Raw genomic sequence first — 16,873 nt, 5'->3', positions numbered from 1 at the left:
GCGTGCGCTTGTTAAACCTGCCGTGCAGTCAGCAGCTTGATCCCGAGCCCGACGAACAGCAGCCCGCTGGCGCGCTTGAGCGCGCGCACCGCGCGGCTCATGCCGAAGCCGCGATGGAACCGGCGCACGCCGGCCGAATAGACGCTGTGAACGACCACGACGGTGCACGCGATCGTCGTGTACATCACGACGAACTGCAGCGCGAGCGGGCGGTCGTGCACGATGAACTGCGGCATGAACGCCGACAGGAAGATCATCGTCTTCGGATTGCTGCCCGACACGAACAGCGCTTCGCGGAACAGCTTCGCGCGGTCGGGCACGGCGCTCTCCGCTGCGCCGGTCGACCCGGCGGCCTTGCGGTCGGCGCGCAGTTGCCGGACGCCCAGCACCATCAGGTACGCGGCGCCGACGACCTTCATCGCGACGAACAGCGGCGGCATCGCGGCGAGCACCGCGCCGACGCCGAGCGCGACCAGCAGCACGACCACGCCCTGCGCGACGAGGTTGCCGGCGATCGTCGCGGCGGTGCCGTGCGTGCCGTAGCGCACCGTGTTGCGGATGACGAGCAGCACGTTGGGCCCCGGCGACAGCGTCGTGGCGAGATAGGCTGCGGCAAACAGCATCCAGGTCTGAATGGACATGCGTCGCTCCGAGAGGCGGTTCCGGCGGGAGGGGTGAAGCGATGATGCCACGCCAAAATGGCGCAGGCACCCGCCGGAACCGGCGCGGTGCGTCAGCGCGCGTCGCGCATGCAGTACGCGGGGATCGACGGCGGCGTATCGATCGCGGCGGGCCGCGTCATCCACGCGATCCACGCGGCCCATAACCCGCAGGCGATCAGCACGGCGACATTCAGCGGCGTCCGGTAGCGGACGATCAGGTCGGCCAGCGGCAGGCGGTTCTTCATGTTCGTCTCCATCGGTAGTTGCGCATGCAACGTTACTGATTACTGGCCGGTATACGACGGCGCCTTCGCGTCGCAGGTCACGGACACCGTCGAGCCGTCCGCGAAATGCAGCCGGAACGGCACCTTCGCGCCGGGCGCGACGGGCTGGCGCGGTTGCTCGAGCATCACGTGATAGCTCTTCGGCTTGAACGTCACGGTGCCGTGCGCGGGCACCACGACCGCGTCGACATGAACCATCTTCGCGGTGCTGCCGTTCGTCTGCGTTTCATGCACCATCGCCATCCCGTACGCGGGGGTGTCGATGCCTGTCAGGCTGGCGGGCGCATCGCCGTCGTTCTTCAGCGTGAAGTAACCGGACGACGGCACCGTCGCCGGCATCGCGCGGATCCAGCAGTTGTCGGCCTGCACGACCGGTGCGGCGAACGTGGCGGGGGCTTGCAGCGCCAGCAGCGCGAAGAGCAGGCCGGTCGGAATCGTGCGTTTCATCGTTTGTTCTCCTTATCGGATGTGCTGCATGGGGCATCGACGGCAATACGATCGGCGCGTCATGCCGAAGCGCATCGCGTGCATCACTTCAGCGTGAACGTGTAGCGGCCTTTCGTGCGATGGCCGTCGCTGGCTACGGCGATCCACGCGACCGTATACGTGCCGGCCGTCAGGCTGGCCAGCGCGACGTGCATCCGTTTCCGGTTGCCGGCGTCGACGGCCGATTTCCCGTCGGCGACCGACTGCCCGTGGCTGTCGGTGACGGCGATCGAGCTGAAGGACGGCTCGAGCGCTTCGCTGAAATCGATCGTCACCGCGTGCGGCGCGCTCGAAAGCGTGGCGCCGGCGGCCGGTTCCTGCGTCTTCGGGAGCGCGTGGGCCTGGGCGGCCTGGATGACGACGAAGCCGAGTGCGGCGAGTGCGCCGCGAACGAAAGGGGTGGTTTTCATGGCTGGTTGTGCGAGTGGCGAATCGGATGGACACACGGATTCGACGGACGGATGCGCGAGCGGGATCGCAGCGGCACCGATGCCGGCTGCGGTCGGCGCGACAGTACGCACCGGAAGCGGCCGACCGCACGCACGGCACGACGCCGCGCGCTACACGGTGACGCATGATCGTCCTTCGAAACGTGACACGTCACGCACGCCGGTGGCGTGCGCGGACCGCGCGATGCGCTACGGCATCACGCGTGACGACGACGGTTCAGGACGCGAGCGGAGGGGCGCGCGGCTGCGCGGCCGTGAGCGGCAGCGCGCGGCGCAGGCTGTCGAAGCGGGTCGCTTCGCGGTGCTGGATGACGCGCACGTTGGCCGCGAACGTCAGTTCGGGTGCGGGCAGTGCGGGCGTATGGGCAAGCAGGCTGCAGTAGCCGCATGCCTGGAGGTGAGCCTGCAGGCTCTTCGACGACGAATCGGCGGAGCGGTCGCCGGTGGTCGGCGCGGCCGTGCAGTAGCCGGCCAGCAGCGCATCGACGCGGCCTTGCGTCGTCAGCGCCTGCGAGATCGTCGGCGCGAGCGCCGTCATCAGGATGGTGAGCATCCCGATCAGACTGCCGATCTTCCGGAGACGACGACTCAGCATGCGATGCGCGGCGGCGTATGGGCGAGGATGGAGCGGATTATGCCACGCACGTCGATCCGCATGTCGGCAGGGGCGTGCGGCATCGCGGCGCGTTATGCGTGCTTCGCCAGATATTTCGTGATCAGCATCATCTGCGCGGCCCAGCCCTGATCGTTCATCTCGCGCGCCTTCGCGCGACGCGCTTCGATCAACTGGTCGAAACCCGTTTCGGTGACCGTCAGCAGTGTGCCGCCGGCCTGTGGGGCAAGCGTGAACGTGACGAGCGTCATCGGCTCGGACGTGTAATCGAAGTTCGGATCGATCGCGAACGGATGCCAGCGAAACGAGAACAGTTGCTTCGGCTCGATGCGGTCGACGACGATTTCGAACACAGTGCCGGCATAGGGCTCCTGTGCCTTGGCGATGTCGTCGTCGACGCGCGTCGGCGTGATGCGGCCGAACAGCGGCTGGTCGGCCGCGAACGGCCCGTCGAACGTGACGCCGAACCAGTGGCCGAATTCCCCGGAATTGCTGACGGCTTCCCAGGCGCGGTCGGGCGATGCCGCGAGCAGGGTCTGCTTTTCGATGCGATCGGTTTGCTGGGTCATCACGTTCTCCATGCAGGATCAACCGTTGCAGGACGGCGCGCGCGACCGTGCGCCGCGTCTAGTCGAGCATGACCGCGTCGGGCACGTCGAGCACGAGGTCGGACGTCGCGACGGCCACGCACGGCAGCGTATAGCCGTCGGCCTTTTCCTCGCGGCTCAACCCCGGCCATTCGATCGTATAGCGTACGCTGCCGCTGACGATCCGGCAAAGGCAGCTTCGGCACGTGCCGTTGCGGCACGAGCGCGGCAGCGACACGCGCGCGAATGCGGCGGCCTCGAGCAGCGTCAGCGAGTCGGGCGCATCGAAGGTCGTGCCGAGCGGCTCGATGCGCACGAGAGGAGGGTGTTCCGGGGTGGTCATGGCTGAAGCGGGCGGCGGTCGGGCAACGCGCCAAGCATACCCGAAGCCGCCTGCGGCCGGCGCCCGCCGGCCGCGGGCATCAGTGCCGGCGCAGGTACCGGTACACGGTATTGCGCGCGAGGCCGAGCTCGCGCGCAGCCGCCGACACGTTGCCGCCGTGCCGCGCGAGCACCGCGTCGATCACCGCGGCCTGATGGCTTTGCAGCGTCGTTCCTTCGCGCGGGTCGGCCGGTGCGGTCGCGGCCGCCGCAGCGGGTGCCGGCGTCGCATCGTCGCAGTCGAGCCAGAAATCGTCGGGCAAATGCGCGAGCGTGATTTCGGCTTCGTCTTCGGCGAGCATGCCGGCCGTGCGCAGCACGTTGGTCATCTGCCGCAGGTTGCCGGGCCAGCGGTGGCGCGTGAACGCGTCGAGCACGTCGGCCGCGATGCGGCGCGGCATCGGCTCGCTGCGGGCGAGCCGCGCGAGAATCCGGTCGACGAGCGCGGGCAGGTCGGTACGCGCGGCGAGCGCCGGCAGCGTGACCGCGAGCCCGTTGATCCGGTAGAACAGGTCTTCGCGGAACGTGCCTTCGGCGATCATCGCGCGCAGGTCGCGATGGGTCGCGCAGACCACGCGCACGTCGACCGGCACCGCGCGCGCGCCGCCGAGCGGCATCACCGCGCGTTCCTGCAGCACGCGCATCAGCCTGACCTGCTGCGCGAGCGGCATGTCGCCGATCTCGTCGAGAAACAGCGTGCCGCCGTCGGCCTGCGCGATCTTGCCGGGGCTGCCGCGCTTGCGCGCGCCCGTGAACGCGCCGTCCTCATAGCCGAACAGTTCGGCCTCGATCAGCGAATCGGGCAGTGCCGCGCAGTTGACCGCGACGAACGGGCCGTCCGCGCGCGGCGAGGCCTGGTGCAGCGCGCGGGCGAGCCATTCCTTGCCGGTGCCGGTCTGGCCGAGGATCAGCAGCGGCAGGTCGCGCCCGCGGATCTTCGCGACGCGTTCGAGCACGGCAGCCATGCGCGCGTCGCCGGTGTCGAGCGTCGCGAACGTGATCGCGTCGGGGTCCGGTGCGCGCACGCGCGCGGCCGGTGCGGGCGGCGTGACGGCGACGGTCGCGCGCTGCGCTTCCGCGAATTCGCAGCGCGCGAGTACGCGTACGCCGGTCGACAGCGTGAGGCGGAACGTCGCGCCGGGCGCGCGCGCCGCCTGCTGCGCGAGCTGGCCGAAGCGCATGCCGAACAGCGCGTCGCAGCCTTGGTGCTGCAATGCATCGAACGGTGCGCCGAGCTGGAATTGTGCGCTGCGGTTCGCGGCGATCAGCCCGCCGTCGGGGCCGAACGCGACGAGCCCCGCGAACAGCGAGTCGACGCAATCCTCGTGCGCGTGAAAGCGCAGCCGCAACGCTTCCGCACACTGGTTCGCGAACAGGTGGTTTTCGATCAGCTGCGCGGACATTCGCACGAGCGCGAGCGTATGCGGGCTCGAGCCGCGCGGGTCGCCGCTGACGTCGAGCGTGCCGAGCGTGCGGCCGAACGGATCGAAGATCGGCGCGCACGAGCAGGTGAGGATGTGATTGGCGCGCAGGAAGTGTTCGGCGCCGTGCACCGCGACGGCCTGGCCCGATGCGAGCGCGGTGCCGATCGCGTTGGTGCCGCGCGCGCCTTCGGCCCACGACACGCCGGTGCACAGCGCGACGCGGTTGGCTTTCTCGATGAAGTCCGCGTCGCCGATGCTGTGCAGGATCACGCCGTCGGCGTCGGTCAGCAGCACGAGGCTTTGCGTGTCGGCGATTTGCGCGTGGAGGTTCTCCATCACCGGGCGGGCGTGCGAGAACAGTGCGTGATTCGTATCGAGCAGTTCGCGCAGCGCGGTGTGCGACAGCGCCGAGAAATCGGGGCGCTCGTGCGCGCGCAGGCCGACCGCGGTCGAACGCGCATGCGCCTGCGCGAGCAGGTCGGTGCGACCCGCGGTGGCGGGCAGCACGAAGGGTTGCGGCATGACTTGTCTCCTGTCGACCAGAGTTGGCGCTTCAGCGCTTACTCTGGTCCCATGCTTCGCGGTCGGCCTCGGTCAGCGCTTCAGCGCTTACTCGGGCCCCATGCTCCTCGATCGGCCAATCCCGTGCCGCGGTACTTGCCGAAGCCATATCGCCGAAACCCTCTGCGGAATCCACGTTTCGCTTGCGGCGCACCATCGGGCACGAAGGCCGACCATCCGGGTACGCATCATCATACAAGCGCCACGTGCGATATGCGACCGCGAACAAAATCCACTTGCTTTTAAATGGCCGCATGCAATGATGGAAATGGAACACGCACGCGCCGTGTTCCGCATCGCAACATGCATGCGACGCGACATGCATCCGTTCGGGAGACGCATCATGGTTCGGACGGAACTGAGAGTCGTGCTGGCGGCCATCGCCACCTTCATCATGCTGGGCGGCATAGCCGTGGCGATCCACGGGTTGCTGTTCGATCTGACCGATGCGGTGCGATACGGGGCGGCCGCGATTGCGGTGGGCGTCACGACGGCCGCGATCGCGCTCAACGTCTGGCCCACCGATCCGCACTGATGCCCGTTTCCGAAACGGTGCCGGATGCCGCGCTGATCTGATGAAATGCGCGTCGGAACGACGCATGCCGGAAAATTTGTCTCCTGCGCGAAACCGTCTAAAGTGGAAAGCAACCAGCAGGCATTGTCCGCGCCATACCCCGCGGACGGTGCTTCCGCTGGCGAGCCCGCGTAGATTTCGTCCGGCCGGTAGCGGACGACGGACGCGGTCATTCGTGTTCTACCGGTCGAGGCGGCTTCATGCAGATCCATTTCACGAACGAGAAGCCTGAATATTCGGGGCGCGACCTGATGCTTGGGTTCACGGCGCTGGTCAATGGCGAGCGCGTCCAATGCCAGATCACTGCCGAGGCGCTGGAAGACCACTTCGGCGCGGCATCGCCGCGCTTCGAGGACATGGTCGGCGCATTCGACCAGCACCGCGATCGCATCGAGGCGGCCGCACGGCGCCTGCTGTCGGAGACGCGCGCGCAATGCGTGACGCTGCGCAGCGGTTATGTGCGCTTCTACGAGGCGAACTGGCGCTGAGCCGGACGACCGGACAGCGACTGAGCGGGCGCCGAATACCGGCGCCCGTGTCGTATCGGCGCATGCTCGTTCGACCGCACGCTGACGCCGCCTGATGCGCGGCCGATCCGATCGTCGTGCGGCGCGATGGCGTGCCCGTTGTTCCGTTTCGCTCAGTCCGCCCCGGTGAGCGCATACGCGCCACCTGTTTCGCCGTTCGTTCGCGCGATGCGTGCGAAGCCGGCTTCGGCGAGGTGCATTCCCGCAATCAGCAGGTTGTCCGAAGCGGCCTCGGCGAGTGTTGCCGCGCGCGTCGCAAACGCCTGCGACGGATCGTGATCGAACGCGATCGAGACGTCCGGGCGAGCCACCTGAATCGGCGCGAAATGCACGAGATCGCCCCAGATCAGCAGGCGCTCGCCACGCGATTCGACGCGGTAGCCTGTGTGGCCGGGCGTATGCCCCGGCAGCGGCACGGCTACGATGCCGGGCAGCACGTCGCCTGCTTCGATGGTGCGCAGCTTCGCCCGATAGACGTCGAAAGTGTGCCGCGCGATCCGGAAGTTGACGCGAGCCCGCTCGTTCGCGCGATCGTACGATTCATCGTCCAGCCAGAACGCGCGTTCCCGTTCGTGAATGACCACCTCCGCATCCGGAAAGGCCGGCTGCCCGCTCGCGTCGAGCAGGCCGCCGATGTGGTCGGGATGCGCGTGCGTCAGCAGGATCGTGTCGATGTCGCGCGTATCGATGCCGGCTCGCGACAGCGACGGAATCAGGTGGCCGCCCCAGTTCCGGATGCCGCCGGCGCCGGCATCGACAAGCACGGTGCGGCCGTTCCCGCGTATCACGTAACAGTTGATGTTCACGCTGGACGGCGTGTGGATGCCTGCCCGGTGCATGATGCCGGTCGCGTCGTCGAGCGCGATGTTCGAAAGCAAGTCGAGGCCGGCCGTCAGCGTGCCGTCGCTTATCGCGGTGACCGAGAAATCGCCGATCCGGCGGCACGGGAACGGGAAGCAGGGAAGTGGTTCGCTCATGGATCAATGTCGGGCGTGAAGGTGGATCGTGTCGTAGCCGAAGCAGCGGATGCGTGCGACGAATCCGGTGTGGCGGAGAATTTCGCGATCCAGCTCGGTCATGAATCGGTCCATTAACTCAGTGGTGCGAAATGATTCGAGGCGATAGCGGATCTCCGCGCTGACGGGATGTCCGCAGCCGTGCCTGACCGGGACATGAACGACATGGACCGTGCCGGGTGCGGCCCGCAACACGTCGGTGCAGAGGGTCGCGCAGGCCGATGAGAGCGCGTCGAGTGCGGCGTTCGACGGCATGCTCGCCTCGGGGATGAAAATCGTGACGCTGGGCATGACAGGGCTCCCGTCAGCGTGCGGCCGCCGACACCGGCGCGCCGAGGAGCTGGTCGCCCATCGGCGCGTAGAGCCGGATCGCGGTGTCGGACGGCTCGGACGCGAGCCGCGCCTGATCGTGCGTCAGGACGGCCAGCCAGCGATGGGCCGGCTGGCGGTCCAGCGCGATCGCATGAATCGCGCTGGCTGCGATGCCGGCTCGCGCGAATGGGGCCGCGTCGTCGCACACGGCCAGCCACTGATGGCCGGACACGGTCGGCGCGGGTGCTGCGCCGTCGTACACGTTGCGTCTCCACTCGACGATATGCGGCTGCCAGCGCGCGAAATTGCCGCCGCCCTTGTCGCGATACTCGGCCGACGTCAGCACGTCGGGGCTGTCGATCGTGTGAAGCGCGAGGTAGACGGGGCCGTCGCCGCCGAGGGCGCGAAAGCGTTGCGACGTGTGGAAGCCGGATACGGAGATCAGCGCCGGAAGTTTGATCCGGCTGTAGAAATCGTTCCACTCGGCTTCGGTGGCACGGTCGGCGAAGCTGCATTCAACGGCATAGATCATCACGCCTCCACGGGGAGCAAGCGGCCTTCGGGATTGATCGCCGCTCGACTGGTTGAGTTTTTGTCATGATAATCAGGCGTCGTAGTGGCGAAAAACGACAATTCGTCACCATTCATTGATATTTGATCAAGCTTTGACCGACGACCGTCGGACCGGGAGCAATCGTGACGCGACGCAGGATTCCGAGCAATTCGGCATTGATGGCATTCGAGGCCGCGGCGCGGCACGGCAGCTTCGCGCGCGCCGCCGACGAACTGGCGTTGACGGAAGGGGCGATCAGCAGGCAGATCGGCCGGCTGGAGACGTTTCTCGGCGTGGCGCTGTTCGAGCGTGTCGGCAACCGCGTTCGGGTTGCACCGAACGGCGCGCGCTATGCGGCGCAGGTTCGCGAAGTGCTGGACCGGCTCGAGCGCGACAGCCAGTACATGATGGGGCAGCCCGGCGACGGCGGCAGCGTCGATATCGCCGTGACGCCGACGTTTGCGACGCGCTGGCTGATTCCGCGGCTCAAGCGGTTCCAGGCGCAGCATCCGAACATCACGGTGCATTTCGCGGATCGCGCGGATCCGTTCGTGCTGGCCGGCAGCGGATTCGACGCAGCGATTCACTTCGAGCATCCTGCCTGGGCCGGCATGCATACGTACCGGCTATGCGAGGAGGTGCTGGTGCCGGTCTGCCACCCGTCGCTGCTCGCGGGCGGGCATCCGGACGCGTTGCTGGGCACGCTGCCGCGCCTTCACAAGCGCCAGACGCCCGACGCGTGGTCGGCGTACGTGCAGGAGACGGGGTTGCCGGTGAGCAATCCGGCCGCCGGCGCGCGCTACGATCTTTACTCGATGCTGATCGCGGCGGCCCAGGCCGGGCTCGGCGTTGCGCTGGTGCCGCGGCTGTATGTCGATACCGAGATTACGCAAGGGTTGCTCGCCGCGCCCTGGCCGGACGGTCGGGGCGTGGTCAAGCGCTTCTGTCTCGTGCTGCCCGAAGCGCTGGATCTTGGCGACGGGCCGCTGCAGACCTTTGCGCGCTGGGTGCTGGGGGAGGCGGGTACATGACGCGGCGTCGTCCGCGCCGAGCGCATTCGCAAACAAAAACGCCACCCGAAGGTGGCGTTTCTCATTGAGCATCGCGCCGAAGCGCATCCGTCATTCGCTGCCGAGATAGAAGTAGCGGAACAGGAACACGGCCGCGATGATCCACACGATCGGCTTGACCGAGCGGGCCTGGCCCGTCAGCAGCTTGAGGCCGCCGTATGCGATGAAGCCGAACGCGACGCCGTTCGCGATCGAGTACGTGAACGGCATCAGCAGCGCGGTCAGCGCGGCCGGCACGGCTTCCGTCGCGTCGTCCCAGGGCACGTCGACCATCTCGCGCAGCATCAGGCACGACACGTACAGCAGCGCAGGAGCCGTCGCATAGCCCGGCACGACACCGGCGAGCGGCGCGATGAACAGGCACGCGAGGAACAGCACCGCGACGGTGATCGCCGTCATGCCCGTGCGGCCGCCGGCCTGCACGCCCGATGCGCTCTCGATATACGCGGTGGTCGACGACGTGCCGAGCACCGAGCCCGCGACGATCGCCGTGCTGTCGGCGAGCAGCGCCTTGTTCAGGCGGTTCATCTTGCCTTCGACGAGCAGGCCCGCGCGGTTCGCGACACCCATCAGCGTGCCGGTCGCGTCGAACAGCTCGACGAGGAAGAACACCAGGATCACGTTGATGATGCCGGTCGACAGCGCGGCGCCGATGTCGAGCTTGAACAGCGTCGCGTCGATCGACGGCGGTGCGGAAAACACGCCGTGGAACTGGTTGTCGCCGAAGAAGAACGACAGGATCGTGACGCCGATGATGCCGATCAGGATCGCGCCGCGCACGCGCAGATGGTCGAGCGTGACGATCGTGAAGAAGCCGACGATCGCGAGGATCGTGTCGTGCTTGTGCAGGTCGCCGAGCGTGACGAGCGTGGCCGGGCTGCCGACGATCACGCCCGACGTCTTCAGCGAGATGATGCCGAGGAACAGGCCGATGCCGGCGGTGATCGAGATCCGCAGCGATTTCGGAATGCCGTTGACGATCGCCTCGCGCACGCGGAACAGCGTGACGAGCAGGAACAGGCAGCCGGAGATGAACACCGCGCCGAGCGCGGCCTGCCACGTGAAGCCCATGCCCTTGACGACCGTGTACGCGAAATACGCGTTCAGGCCCATGCCCGGCGCACATGCGATCGGGTAGTTCGCATACAGCCCCATGATGATCGAAGCCAGCGCCGCGACGAGGCAGGTCGCGACGAACACGGATTCCTTCGGCATGCCGGCGTCGCCGAGGATCGCGGGGTTGACGAAGATGATGTAGGCCATCGTCAGGAACGTGGTGACGCCCGCGAGTATTTCGGTGCGGAAGTCGGTGCCGGCTTCAGCGAAGCCGAAATACCGCTTGATGGATTCCATTAGGGCGTTTCTCCGGTCGGGTTGTCGTGTTGCTTGTTGTGCCGAATTGTTGTAGAGGCGTAAAGGCAGCGGCCGGCTTAATGTAACCAGCCACTATTGCCCGGCTATCGGCGGATTGTAATAGCGCGGATAGCTCGGACGATATAGTTGGAGGGCACGATCGACTGCCTGCGCGCGAACGGTCTGGCAGCCCGGCCGCGCGACGAAGGCGCGCATTTTACCGGTTCGGGCGGAACGGGCAGGCGGAAAGGGTAAAAACGGGAGCGTGACGAACAGGCGGGGGCCGGCCGATGCATGCGCAACGGCACGTCGGCCACATTGCGCGCGGCCGGCACGCGATGACATTCGACTGAAACGGAGCGCACGCATGCTGCACGAATACGGTGCAGGCATGACGTGCACGATGACGTGCGCGCGGACGCGCGTGCATGGCCGATGCGAGAGCGCAGCGGCGTGCAGCAGCCATTCGTCAGTCCGGGCAGTCGCAGATAACGAGCTATCCTGCGCCGAAGCCGTCCCGCCCGCAACTGTCATTTCGCGATGCGTGGGCGACTGTGGTTTCTGTGTAAAAGATTGCAAGACCCCATCGCATAAACCGGCAAGTCTTTCTAGGATAGATACACCGCGCATGCACACGCCGGCCGGTAATTGCCGACGCGGGGGAGTCGCAGTCCGTGCAGGCCAGGCGGTGAATGGCGGTCAAGGCCGTTGCGCGTTTGGGCAGGCACGGCCGATTGCGATTGCCCGATGCGGGTTCGTCCGTAATCACGGAGGTCAGCATGTTGAACTGGATCAGCCGTTGGGCGATGCGACACGCCCCCACGCCGGAAAAAACCGCTGCGTCGATGCTCGTGACGGCGCGCATGGAACTGTTCACTGCGGAACAGCGCGTCATCGATGCGAAATTACAGGCGGATTACTGGCGTACACGTGTGTCATTCCTCGAAGAGGTGCAGAAGCAGGGCATCGATCCGTGGGTGACCTCGCAGGCTGCGCTACGCCCCGAGCTCGATTCAGCTCCCCGAAGCACGGGCCCGCGTCTCGCCGCCAGCACCTGATGCACCTGCTGCATCCGATAGCTGCGCACGGCGCGCGATCGCTCGCGGCACGCATTGGCGTGCCGCGTCATTCGATGCGCACCTGCGGCGGTTAGCGCCGCAGGTGCGTCTGTTTCCGGTCGCGGCCGTTCCGCGTCTCGCGTGCGTGACGGCGCGTCAATCATCCACTCCTTCTCCATACCCCGACGAGCAAACGTTGCACTTGCGCGAGCGTGCGTCTGAAGCGCTCGCCGCGCCGCACGTAGGCGGTCGTGATCGACGCTTCGGCCGATCGGTCGGCATCGGTGCTGAGCCAGATGCGGTCGCCGCGTGCGATGCGCAGCACGTCGCCGGGCTGCACCCAGTAGTCGTCGACGCTCGGCGGGCGCGTGATCCACAGCGCCGCGCCGTGTGCGCGGATTTCCGCGTCTTGCGGCGCGCGCCAGGTCATCGTCGTGCGCGGCGCGACCGCGAAACGGATCACGACGGTCGGTAATGCGATCGTGCCGGCGCGGCGCCGGTCGGGACGGTCAAACAGCTGGCTTGCCTGGTCCATCGTCTTCTCCATTCAGTGAGCCGGACGGATGACGCGCACCAGAACAAAAAGGCCTCATCCGTTTCCGGCGAGGCCTTGTGTGACATGCGGTACTGCTCGATTGCTAACGCACAAGCGCCTCCCGTGATCCATTCTTTCGAATGTTCACCGGGCAATGATTCGCGATGGCGATGAGCTTGAACGTAGGCATGCGAACGAGTGTGTCGTGGCAGCGCGGCGCTGTCAACGACATTTTCGAGAGGCGTGGCGGTTACGCGTCGCGTTGCGCGAGACCGTTCACGAGCAGTTCGGACAGCAGGCCCGTCATCCCTTCGGGATGCGTGGCCGCGCGCGCCTTCAGCTGCTCGACGAGCTCGGCGTTGAGCTTGCACGCAAACGGCACGAGCCCTTGTTCCTGGTCGAGCTTGCGCTGCGCGCGGCGGTCGAGCTTTGCCGCGTCTTCGGCGCCCTTGCCGAAACGGGCGGCGCCCGACTGCTTCATCGCGTGCGTCAGCTTGAGCGCCTTGTTCTTTTCGAGATCGGTTTTCTTCATGGCCATCGCGGCACCTCCGGGAAATGAAGCCGCGATTGTACGCATTTCGGCGGGCGCCGCCCGCCGCGCCCGCCGGAAACCCGGTTACGCGCCCTTCGTGGTGCGCCAGTTGCCGCCGTGCGCGGCCGCCTGCGCGGCCGGCGAGCGCGCGAGGTATTCGAGCGCCTGCTCGGTCGAGCCTTCGTGATGCGGCGTATAGCCCGGCTTGAAATAGCGCAGCGCCGCGCCGATCACCTTCCAGAACGACGGCAGGTGCCCGCGCCGCGAGCCCTGCCACCACGCGAGCACGAAGCCCGGGTAGCGGCCGGCCGCCGGGTCGCGTCTGTACATGAACTTCGCGCCGGTCGTGATGTAGTAGAGCAGCAGCAGGATCACGAACGCCATGTGCACGCAGCGCTCCGGATAGGTGCCGCCCAGGTGCCGGTAGATGTCGAACGCGACGGTGCGGTGCTCGACTTCCTCCGCGCCGTGCCAGCGCAGCAGGTCGACCATCGTCGGGTCTGCCTTGCCTTCGTCGAGCGCGTGCGCGTTGAGCACCCAGTTGCCGAGATAGCCGAAGAAATGCTCGAGCGACGCGATCACCGCGAGCTGCTGCCGCAGCCAGAAACGCGTATGGCCGATCTTCAGCCCGAGCGGCTGTTCGCCGAGCGCGCGCGTGAACAGCCGGTTGAGCTTCTGCGTGAACGGCTTCGTGTCGATCCCGTGCCGGTCGTAATAGTGCTTGAGTACGCCGCCGTGCGAGCGCGAGTGCACGGCTTCCTGCCGCAGGAAGCCTTCGGCCTCGTCGCGCAGGCGTGCATCGGTGATCAGCGGCAGCGCCTTGTTGTACACGCGGCAGAACCACAGCTCGCCTTCCGGGAACAGCAGGTTCAGCGTGTTGATGATGTGGGTGCTGCCCGGATCGTTCGGCACCCAGGTGATCGGCGTGTCGCTGAAGTCGAACTTCACGTGCCGGGCCTTGATCTTGTGGTAGTCGGCGGTAGCGGTCATTTGTGTCTGTCTCCCTGTGCGGCGTCATGCGCCGTCAATGCGATGCCATGCTGACGCGGGCGATCATCCGGCCGAGCCACGGCATGAAGCGGCCGACCAGGCGCATCGCGTGCGCCTCGCCGCCGACCGCGACGACGGGGCGGTTGCGCAGCACGCCGTCGACCATCGCCTGCGCGACGGTCTCGGGTTTCAGGCCGCGCATCTGGTACAGCTTCGTCGCGCGCTTGCGCAGCCGCGCTTCGTCCTGCGCGTTGGCGCCCGCGTATTGCGTGGACGCCATGATTCCGGTTTCCGCGAAGCCGGGGCACACGGCCGTCACGCCGATGCCCTTTTCCGCGAGTTCCGCGCGCATGCATTCGCTGAGCATCAGCACGGCGGCCTTGGTCGTCGCATACGCGGGCAGGTCGCGCGACGGCCCGAACGCGGCGGCCGACGCGGTGTTGACGATGTGGCCGCCGGTGCCGCGCGCGGCCATCTGCTGCGCGAACAGCCGCGAGCCGTGGATCACGCCCCACAGGTTCACGTGCAGGATGCGCTCCCAGTGCCGCGTGCTCGTGTCGAGGATGCCGCCGGCCATGCCGATGCCCGCGTTGTTGATCACGACGTCCGCGCCGCCGAGTTCGCTGCCGACCCATGCCGCGAGCGCTTCCATCTCGTCGGCGGACCCGACGTCGACGCGCTTCGCGTGCGCCTGCGCGCCGGTCAGCCCGATCAGCAGCGCGGTGCGCTCGGCGCTCGCGATATCGATGTCGCAGGCGACGACCGTCGCGCCTTCGCGGGCGAACGCGAGCGCCGCGCAGCGGCCGATGCCGCTGCCCGCGCCGGTGACGACTGCGACCTTGCCGCTGAAGCGCCCGCTCGTTGCGCGGCGGCGTGCATTCGCGAGCGCGGGCGGTTCGTGGCCCGATTCGACCGCGTCGATCAGTTGCCCGGCGAGATCCGCGAAGCGCGCGGGATCGGCGAGCGGCAGCCAGTGGCCGGCCGCAACCTCGCGCCGGTAGTACTGCGGTACCCAGCGCGACAGGTTCTCGGACAGCGCGGGGCTCACGTACTTGTCGCCGAGCGGCACGATCGTCTGCACGGGCGCATGCGCGTAGCGTTCGCGCGGCGCGAACAGGCAGCGGATGAAGTTCGCGCGATAGAGGCGCACGCCGTGCGCGCCGTCGTCGGCCTGCGTCGCGCGCGGCGCGGCGGGCGTCTTTTCGAGGCGGCGCAGCAGGCGCGGCCATGCGCGGCCGAGCCACAGCCGCCAGCCGAGCTCGGGGATGAACGGCAGGTGGAACAGGTACACGTACCACGACCGCACGAGCTGGCCGCCCAGCTTGGCCAGCGACGCGGGCGTGGGGCGCAGCACGCGTTCGCGCAGCCAGAAGCCGACGTGGTCGAGGCACGGCCCCGAGCACGACGTGTACGACGCGATGCGGCCGGAAAGGCGCGGATCGGTGACGAATTCCCAGCCCTGGATCGAGCCCCAGTCGTGCGCGATCAGGTGTACCGCGCGGCCGGGGCAGAGCGCATCGATCACCGCGACGAAGTCGTCGGTCAGCTTCGCGAGGTGGTAGTCGGCCGTGCGCTTCGGCACGCCGGACAGTCCTGCGCCGCGCACGTCGTAAGCGATCACGTAGTGCTTGCACGCGAGCAGCGGCGCGACGTGCCGCCAGACGCTGCTGTCGTCGGGATAACCGTGCACGAGCACGACCGGCGAACGGGCCGGGTCGCCCCAGGTCTTGACCGCGAGCGTCAGGTCACCCGAGGCGACCGCCGTCTCGTTATGAACCGATTCGAACAGGGCCAGCGGCGCTTCGTCGGAAAGAGGCTGCATCGTGAGTCCGTCGTTCAGGGATTCGGGAGGAAAGGCGCGGGTGCGTCAGGCGGCGGCCGGCACGGTCGCGGCGGCCTGCGCGCGTTCGGCCTGGCGGCGCTGCCAGCGGCGCACGTGCGGCAGGTCGTCGTCGAGCCAGTACGCGTCGTCGTCGGTGATCACGAGCAGCTCTTCGAATTTCGCGCCGACGCCGGCGAAGCCGAGGTGCGGCTCGACGGCCCACAGGCCCGGCACGGGCGCATGCTCGGAGCGGCGGTCGATCGACCACAGCGGCGACCAGCCCTGCTGCTTCGCGGCGCGGCCCTGGTCGAGCAGCAGGTTGCGCGTTGCGTTCAGCCCGAAACGCGCGACGAAGCGCGGCTTCGACAGCTTGTGGATCTTCGCGACGCGATGCGCGAGCACCTTGAACGGATAGGCCTTGTGGCGCGGCTCGACGCCCTGGCGGCGGCACAGCGCGTCGACTTCCTGCGCGACCTCGGCCATCGATCGGCGCGCCTTCACGAGCCGCACGATCATGTCGCGATGGTCCATCAGGTCGTCCTGCAACTGTTCGAGGATCGGGTTCTCGCCGAGGCAGTGCGCGTAGCCGACGTCGGCCACGATGCCGTCGAGCACGGGCGCGACGTCGAGGATCACCGGCATGTCGGTTTCGAGCTGCCGGTTGCTCGGGAAGAACGCGAGATTGAAGCCGCCCATGTGCTTGAGGCCCGAGAAGCCCTCGAACGCGGTGCGGTCGCCGAACCACGCGAACGGCTTGTGCAGCCAGTCGTGCACGCCGTTGTCCTGCAGCCATTCGGTCAGCAGGCGCGCGGCCTCCTTTTCGGTGATGCCGGGGTAGAGCATCGCACCGACGGTTTCGACGCAGCGGTAGGCAAGCTGCTGGACCGCGCGGAATTGCGGCAGCTCGGCGAGGTGGACTTCCGGCAGCGGGTGGTGGTCGGCCATGATGCGTCTCCAGAGGGTCGCTGATCTCGAACGCGCCCGCCGGCATCGCAGTCGCGGGTTATTCAGTCAGCATTTAATGTTCCATTGAACAATGTAATCATCATAGACGGTTCCGTGACGCTCGCCAGCTCCCTGGGAT

21 protein-coding genes are annotated in these 16,873 nt (G+C 67.5%); 4 read left to right on the top strand and 17 right to left on the bottom strand.

Features of this window, described 5'->3' with window-relative positions; translation table 11 throughout:
- Window positions 1-11: 11 nt before the first annotated feature.
- The 8 genes from ACM6JT_RS24445 to ACM6JT_RS24410 form a co-directional block, all read right to left on the bottom strand.
- On the bottom strand, window positions 12-641 hold the full coding sequence (locus ACM6JT_RS24445) for a LysE family translocator (protein ID WP_414857476.1): 630 nt from the start codon (window positions 639-641) through the stop codon (window positions 12-14).
- A gap of 92 nt (window positions 642-733) precedes the next feature.
- Window positions 734-907: a hypothetical protein gene (locus ACM6JT_RS24440; protein WP_165948044.1), complete on the bottom strand. Its 174-nt coding sequence runs from the start codon at window positions 905-907 to the stop codon at window positions 734-736.
- A gap of 39 nt (window positions 908-946) precedes the next feature.
- Complete coding sequence (locus tag ACM6JT_RS24435; RefSeq protein ID WP_034180653.1) at window positions 947-1,393, bottom strand: copper chaperone PCu(A)C; 447 nt, start codon at window positions 1,391-1,393, stop codon at window positions 947-949.
- Window positions 1,394-1,476: 83 nt separating this feature from the next.
- Window positions 1,477-1,842, bottom strand: coding sequence for a copper homeostasis periplasmic binding protein CopC (gene copC / locus ACM6JT_RS24430; protein ID WP_175747217.1), 366 nt, complete (start codon window positions 1,840-1,842; stop codon window positions 1,477-1,479).
- Window positions 1,843-2,098: 256 nt separating this feature from the next.
- Window positions 2,099-2,476: a DUF2946 domain-containing protein gene (locus tag ACM6JT_RS24425; protein ID WP_414857475.1), complete on the bottom strand. Its 378-nt coding sequence runs from the start codon at window positions 2,474-2,476 to the stop codon at window positions 2,099-2,101.
- Between the two features lie 92 nt (window positions 2,477-2,568).
- A complete protein-coding gene (locus ACM6JT_RS24420; protein ID WP_034181004.1) occupies window positions 2,569-3,063 on the bottom strand; it encodes an SRPBCC family protein in 495 nt (164 codons plus the stop codon).
- 58 nt (window positions 3,064-3,121) lie between these two features.
- Window positions 3,122-3,424 carry a 2Fe-2S iron-sulfur cluster-binding protein gene (locus ACM6JT_RS24415; RefSeq protein WP_034180650.1) on the bottom strand — a complete coding sequence of 101 codons (303 nt, stop codon included), beginning with the start codon at window positions 3,422-3,424 and terminating at the stop codon, window positions 3,122-3,124.
- 79 nt (window positions 3,425-3,503) lie between these two features.
- Complete coding sequence (locus ACM6JT_RS24410; protein WP_414857474.1) at window positions 3,504-5,408, bottom strand: sigma-54-dependent Fis family transcriptional regulator; 1,905 nt, start codon at window positions 5,406-5,408, stop codon at window positions 3,504-3,506.
- Window positions 5,409-5,706: 298 nt separating this feature from the next.
- On the opposite strand from ACM6JT_RS24410, the gene ACM6JT_RS24405 reads away from it, so the two are divergent.
- Both ACM6JT_RS24405 and ACM6JT_RS24400 read left to right on the top strand, forming a co-directional pair.
- Window positions 5,707-5,982, top strand: a complete 276-nt coding sequence (locus ACM6JT_RS24405) for a DUF2964 family protein (protein ID WP_235212474.1) — start codon at window positions 5,707-5,709, stop codon at window positions 5,980-5,982.
- Window positions 5,983-6,221: 239 nt separating this feature from the next.
- Entirely contained in the window at window positions 6,222-6,509 is a 288-nt protein-coding gene (locus ACM6JT_RS24400; RefSeq protein ID WP_034180648.1) for a DUF1488 domain-containing protein, read from the top strand.
- 152 nt (window positions 6,510-6,661) lie between these two features.
- On the opposite strand, the gene ACM6JT_RS24395 is transcribed toward ACM6JT_RS24400, so the two are convergent.
- From ACM6JT_RS24395 to ACM6JT_RS24385, 3 genes are read right to left on the bottom strand one after another with little or no spacing between them, the layout of a single operon-like run.
- Window positions 6,662-7,525: an MBL fold metallo-hydrolase gene (locus ACM6JT_RS24395; RefSeq protein WP_414857473.1), complete on the bottom strand. Its 864-nt coding sequence runs from the start codon at window positions 7,523-7,525 to the stop codon at window positions 6,662-6,664.
- A 3-nt stretch (window positions 7,526-7,528) separates the two neighbouring features.
- Window positions 7,529-7,855: a hypothetical protein gene (locus tag ACM6JT_RS24390; protein WP_105392210.1), complete on the bottom strand. Its 327-nt coding sequence runs from the start codon at window positions 7,853-7,855 to the stop codon at window positions 7,529-7,531.
- 13 nt (window positions 7,856-7,868) lie between these two features.
- On the bottom strand, window positions 7,869-8,408 hold the full coding sequence (locus tag ACM6JT_RS24385; protein ID WP_414857472.1) for a sugar ABC transporter: 540 nt from the start codon (window positions 8,406-8,408) through the stop codon (window positions 7,869-7,871).
- 200 nt (window positions 8,409-8,608) lie between these two features.
- On the opposite strand from ACM6JT_RS24385, the gene ACM6JT_RS24380 reads away from it, so the two are divergent.
- Complete coding sequence (locus ACM6JT_RS24380) at window positions 8,609-9,460, top strand: LysR substrate-binding domain-containing protein (RefSeq protein ID WP_034180644.1); 852 nt, start codon at window positions 8,609-8,611, stop codon at window positions 9,458-9,460.
- Window positions 9,461-9,550: 90 nt separating this feature from the next.
- Here ACM6JT_RS24380 and ACM6JT_RS24375 read toward each other — a convergent pair whose 3' ends face one another.
- Entirely contained in the window at window positions 9,551-10,852 is a 1,302-nt protein-coding gene (locus ACM6JT_RS24375) for an NCS2 family permease (RefSeq protein ID WP_034180643.1), read from the bottom strand.
- A 779-nt stretch (window positions 10,853-11,631) separates the two neighbouring features.
- On the opposite strand from ACM6JT_RS24375, the gene ACM6JT_RS24370 reads away from it, so the two are divergent.
- On the top strand, window positions 11,632-11,910 hold the full coding sequence (locus tag ACM6JT_RS24370) for a hypothetical protein (protein WP_414857471.1): 279 nt from the start codon (window positions 11,632-11,634) through the stop codon (window positions 11,908-11,910).
- 160 nt (window positions 11,911-12,070) lie between these two features.
- Here ACM6JT_RS24370 and ACM6JT_RS24365 read toward each other — a convergent pair whose 3' ends face one another.
- From ACM6JT_RS24365 to ACM6JT_RS24345, 5 genes are all read right to left on the bottom strand, one after another.
- A complete protein-coding gene (locus tag ACM6JT_RS24365; protein WP_105392206.1) occupies window positions 12,071-12,445 on the bottom strand; it encodes a DUF2917 domain-containing protein in 375 nt (124 codons plus the stop codon).
- Between the two features lie 250 nt (window positions 12,446-12,695).
- Window positions 12,696-12,983 carry a hypothetical protein gene (locus tag ACM6JT_RS24360; protein WP_105392205.1) on the bottom strand — a complete coding sequence of 96 codons (288 nt, stop codon included), beginning with the start codon at window positions 12,981-12,983 and terminating at the stop codon, window positions 12,696-12,698.
- Window positions 12,984-13,061: 78 nt separating this feature from the next.
- A complete protein-coding gene (locus ACM6JT_RS24355; RefSeq protein ID WP_414857470.1) occupies window positions 13,062-13,967 on the bottom strand; it encodes a metal-dependent hydrolase in 906 nt (301 codons plus the stop codon).
- Window positions 13,968-14,001: 34 nt separating this feature from the next.
- Window positions 14,002-15,789, bottom strand: a complete 1,788-nt coding sequence (locus tag ACM6JT_RS24350; RefSeq protein WP_414857469.1) for an SDR family oxidoreductase — start codon at window positions 15,787-15,789, stop codon at window positions 14,002-14,004.
- Window positions 15,790-15,834: 45 nt separating this feature from the next.
- Window positions 15,835-16,734, bottom strand: coding sequence for a M24 family metallopeptidase (locus ACM6JT_RS24345; protein WP_414857468.1), 900 nt, complete (start codon window positions 16,732-16,734; stop codon window positions 15,835-15,837).
- Window positions 16,735-16,873: the final 139 nt, after the last annotated feature.

Origin of the sequence: Burkholderia sp. IT-111MI5, from assembly GCF_949752865.1 — a bacterium.
GTDB lineage: Bacteria > Pseudomonadota > Gammaproteobacteria > Burkholderiales > Burkholderiaceae > Burkholderia > Burkholderia pyrrocinia_C.
Note: the sequence above shows the minus strand (reverse complement) of the source record. Positions and strands in the feature narration are given on the sequence as shown.